Origin of the sequence: Streptomyces sp. CA2R106 (genome assembly GCF_037034245.1) — a bacterium.
Classification (GTDB): Bacteria; Actinomycetota; Actinomycetes; order Streptomycetales; family Streptomycetaceae; genus Actinacidiphila.
In genome coordinates this window covers 1-4,887 of sequence record NZ_JBAGKC010000075.1, presented here as the reverse complement: position 1 = coordinate 4,887, position 4,887 = coordinate 1, and the positions used below count along the sequence as shown (strand labels likewise).

1 protein-coding gene is annotated in these 4,887 nt (G+C 74.7%); it reads right to left on the bottom strand.

The window, feature by feature from the left end:
* Positions 1-4,866, bottom strand: a 4,866-nt coding sequence (locus tag WA788_RS34965; protein WP_335984410.1) for an SDR family NAD(P)-dependent oxidoreductase, incomplete at its 3' end; no start/stop codon positions are given.
* Positions 4,867-4,887: the final 21 nt, after the last annotated feature.

Sequence of the window (4,887 nt, the reverse complement as noted above, 5' to 3'; positions counted from 1 at the left end):
AGACACACCACTGACCACACCAGGCCCCTCGGCCCCCTCCGCCACCGCACCCAACCCCGCACACAACTCCGCCCCATCCACCCCGAGCACCACCGCACGATGCTCCAACACCGCACGCGACGACACCAACGACCACCCCACATCCACCGCGTCAACCGCCGCACACCCCTCCCCCACGAACTCCAACAACCGCCCCGCCTGACCCGCCAACCCCTCAACCGACCGACCCGACACCACCCACGGCACCACCGGCAACCCCACACCGGACCCGCCCACGAGCCCAGGCGCACCCTGAACCTCGACACCCTCCACGGCCGGCTCAGGCACCTCGGGCGCCTCGATGATCACATGCGCGTTCGTACCGGAGAACCCGAAGGACGACACCCCCGCACGACGCGGCCGCCCACCCGTCTCCGGCCACGGCACGGATTCGGTGGCGAGGCGCACCGCGCCCGCGTCCCAATCCACATGCGAGGACGGGGTGTCGGCGTGCAGGGTCCGCGGGACCAGCCCGTGCTGGAGCGCCAGCACCGTCTTGATGACACCGGCCACGCCCGCGGCGGCCTGTGCGTGCCCGATGTTCGACTTCACCGAACCGAGCCAGAGCGGACGGTCGGCGGGACGGTCGCGGCCGTAGGTCGCCAGCAGCGCCTGCGCCTCGATCGGGTCACCCAGCGCCGTACCGGTACCGTGCCCCTCCACCACGTCCACATCGGCCGGCGTCAGGCGCGCGTCGGCCAACGCCGCCCGGATGACGCGCTGTTGGGCCGGGCCGTTCGGCGCCGTCAGACCGTTCGACGCGCCATCCTGATTGACCGCACTCCCCCGCACCACCGCAAGAACCCGGTGTCCGTTGCGCCGTGCGTCCGACAACCGCTCCACCACCAGGACACCCACGCCCTCGCCCCAGCCGGTGCCGTCCGCCTGGTCCGAGTACGCCTTGCAGCGCCCGTCCGCAGCCAGCCCGCGCTGCCGCGAGAAGTCGATGAAGGTGACCGGGGTGGACATCACGTTGACGCCGCTGACCAGGGCGAGGGAGCTCTCGCCCGAGCGCAGCGAGTGGGCTGCCAAGTGCAGTGCCACCAGCGACGACGAGCACGCCGTGTCGATCGTCACCGCCGGACCCTCCAGGCCCAGCGAGTAGGCCACCCGGCCCGAGGCGACCGATCCGGTGGCGCCGAGGCCGACGTATCCCTCGGCCTCCTCCGGCAGTCCGGTAGCGGAGAGGTAGTCGTGGTGGAACATGCCGGTGAACACGCCCGTCGCGCTGGCGTGCAGCCCGGCCGGGTCGATGCCCGCGTCCTCCAGCGCCTCCCACGACGTCTCCAGCAGCAGCCGCTGCTGCGGGTCCATCACCAGGGCCTCGCGGGGGCTGACGCCGAAGAACTCCGCGTCGAACGTGGCCGCGTCGTAGAGGAACCCGCCCTCGCCGGAGACGGTCTTGCCCACGGCGTCCGGGTCGGGGTCCACCAGGTCCGTCGACCAGCCGCGGTCCGCGGGGAAGGGGCCCACCCCGTCCTCGCCCGCGGCCAGCATCCGCCAGAAGTCGGCCGGGGACGCGGCGCCGCCGGGGAAGCGGCACGCCATCCCGACGATCGCCACCGGGTCGTCGTCCACCGCGCCGCCGCCCGCCGTGGCCGCGCCCGCGGCACCCGGGCGGGCGGTGTCCGCCGCGTCCAGCCGGCCGACGAGTTCGGTCAGGGCGTAGCCGGCCAGCGCGGCGGGGGTCGGGTAGTCGAACACGGCGGTGGCCGGCAGCCGCAGGCCGGTGGCCTTGCCGAGCCGGTTGCGCAGTTCCACGGCGGTCAGCGAGTCGAAGCCGACGTCGCGGAACGGGCGGTCGGCGTCGAGGCTGCCGGGGCCGGACATGCCCAGGACCAGGGCGGCCTGGGTGACGACGAGGTCCTGGAGGACGTCGTGCCCCTCGGCCCGGCTCAGCCCGGCCAGGCGCGCGGCGAGGGCGTTGCGGTCCTCGGCGGCGGGCTGGCCGGCCGTCCGGCGGGCGGCCTGCGCGGTCGTACGGCCCCGGACGAGGCCGGAGAACAGCGGCGGGACCTCTCCGGAGTGGCGCAGCACTCCGGGGTCGAGTGCGGCGGCCACCAGCAGCGGTTCGGCCCGGTCGGCGGCGGCGTCCAGCACCGCGAGCCCCCGGGTGCCGGACAGCGGCTTCAGTCCCTGGCGGGCCATGCGCTGGAGATCGGCCTCGGAGAGGTCGCCGACCATGCCGTTCTCCCAGGGGCCCCAGGCCAGCGACACCGCGGGCAGGCCCTGCCGGTGCCGGTAGGCGGCCAGCGCGTCCAGGAAGGTGTTCCCGGCGGCGTAGTTGGCCTGACCTGCATTGCCGACCACACCCGCGATCGAGGAGAACAGCACGAAGGTGTCGAGGTCCAGGTCGCGGGTCAGCTCGTGCAGGTTCCAGGCCGCGTCGACCTTCGGCCGCAGCACCGCCGCCAGCCGCTCGGGGGTGAGGGTCGCCAGCAGGCCGTCGTCCAGCACGCCGGCCGCGTGCACGACACCCGTCAGCGGCGCGCCCTTGAGCACGTCCGCGAGCTGTGCCCGGTCGGCGGTGTCGCACGCGACGGCGGTGGCCTGGACGCCGTACTCCTCGATGGCGGCGAGGAGTTGCGGCATCCCGGCCGCCTCGCCGCCGCGGCGGGAGACGAGCAGCAGGTGCTCGGCCTGTCCGGTCCGCGCGAGGTGGCGGGCCACCAGGCCGCCCAGCACACCGGAGGCACCGGTGACGAGGACGGTGCCGCGGCGGCCTGCCCGCTCGGCGGGCGGGGTCGTGGACCGTACCCGGGTGAGCCGCGGCACGCGCAGTTGCCCGTCCCGGACGGCGAACTGCGGCTCGCCCGACTCCACGCCGGCGGCCAGCCGGTCCGCCGCGCCGCCTGACACGTCGTCCATGTCGGCGAGCAGTATCCGGCCGGGGTGCTCCGTCTGCGCGACCCGCACCAGGCCCCACACCGTGGCGGCGGCGAGGTCCACAGGGGCCTCCGGTCCCGCGTCCACCGCGCGTTCGGTCAGGACGAGGAGCCGCGTCTCGTCCGGCAGGTCCGCGGCCGGCCAGCCGCGCAGGAGTTCCAGGACGTCGGCCGCGGTGCGGTGGGCGACCGCCGCCACGTCCCCGGCGGCCGGGTCCGGTACGGCGCGCACCACGACGGTCCGCGGGCCCTCGGCCCCTGCCTCGACCGCCGCCACCAGAGCGGCCAGGTCCGGGTACGCCGCCGCGCCCGGGAGTTCGAGGGCGGCGGCGTGCGCCGTTTCGCCGAGTACGGCCCAAATGCCCGCGGGCTGCCGCTGCCCGTCCGGCGCCGGAGCCGCGGCAGGCACCCACTCGACCCCGAACAGGGCGTCGTCCGCCGTGTGCGCACCGGCCGCGAGTTCGGCGGGCGAGGCGGTGCGCACCGCCAGCCTGCCGACCGTGGCGACGAGGCCGCCGCCGAGGTCGGCCAGCGTCACCGTGAGCCCTTCGCCGGTGGCGGCGGGCGTCACCCGTACGCGGGCCGCGGTCGCTCCCGAGGCGTGCACGGTGACGTCGTTCCAGGCGAACGGCAGCGTCAGGCCGTCGCCGGTGTCCGCCGCCGCCACGTGCAGGGCGGCATCGAGCAGCGCGGGGTGCAGGCCGAACCCGGCCACGCTCACGTCGGAGGGCAGGGCGACCTCGGCGTAGAGCTCCGCGCCCTTGCGCCAGGCGCTGCGCAGCCCCTGGAACACCGGCCCGTAGCTCAGGCCGCGCGCCGCCAACTCCGGGTAGAGAGAGTCCAGTTCGACGGGCTCGGCGTCGGAGGGCGGCCACGGACGGAAACCGTCGCCGGTCTCCTCCGCCACCGCCTCGGCGGCGCAGAGCACGCCGTTCGCGTGCCGGGTCCACTCGCCTTCCGGGGGCACGTCCTCGTCCTGGGCGTAGACGCTGAACGCGCATCGCCCGTCCTCGTCCGGCTCCGACACCGCGATCTGGACCCGTACGCCACCCTGCGCGGGCAGCACGAGCGGGGCTTCGCTCAGCAGCTCCTCGACCCGGGAGCACCCCACCTCGTCACCGGCCCGCACCACCATCTCCACCAGCGCCGCACCCGGCACGACCGTCCGACCGGCCACCGCGTGGTCCGCCAGCCACGGCTGCGACGACAGCGCCAACCGCCCGGTCAGCACCACACCACCACTCGCCGGCAACACCACCGACGCACCCAGCAGCGCATGCCCGGGACCCGCCAACCCGAGATCCTCGGCACGACTGCTGGCCGCCACACCCAGCCAGTAGCGGCGGCGCTGGAACGCATACGTCGGCAGGTCCACCCGACGCGCACCCGTCCCCGCGTAGACCTTCTCCCACGCCACCGGAACCCCGCGGACGAACACCTTCGCCAACGCCGTCAGCAACGCCCGCGGCTCATCCCGGCCACGCCGCAGAACCGGCGTCCACGTCTCCACCACATCGCCGCTCGCCCCCACGTCGTCCGGGTTCCCCGCCTGTGTCAGCGGCCCGAGCCCGGACAACACACCATCGGGACCGACCTCCACGAAAGTCCCGACGCCCGCGGCACGCATCGCCTCCACCGCATCGGTGAAGCGCACCTCGTCCCGCACATGCCGCACCCAGTACGACGGGTCGGTGACCTCGTCCGAGACCACGGAGCCGGTCAGCCCGGAGACCATCACCAGCCCCGGGCGGCGGCTTTCCACCCCCGCCACGACCTCGCCGAAAGCCGCCAACATCGGCTCCATCAACGGCGAATGAAACGCATGCGACACCCGCAACCGCCGCGTGCGTGCTCCCGAAGCCGCCAGCTTCTCGGCCACGGCCAGTGCTTCGTCCTCGACGCCCGACACCACCACCGCACGCGGACCGTTAACCGCCGCGATACCGACACCCGCATGCCCGGT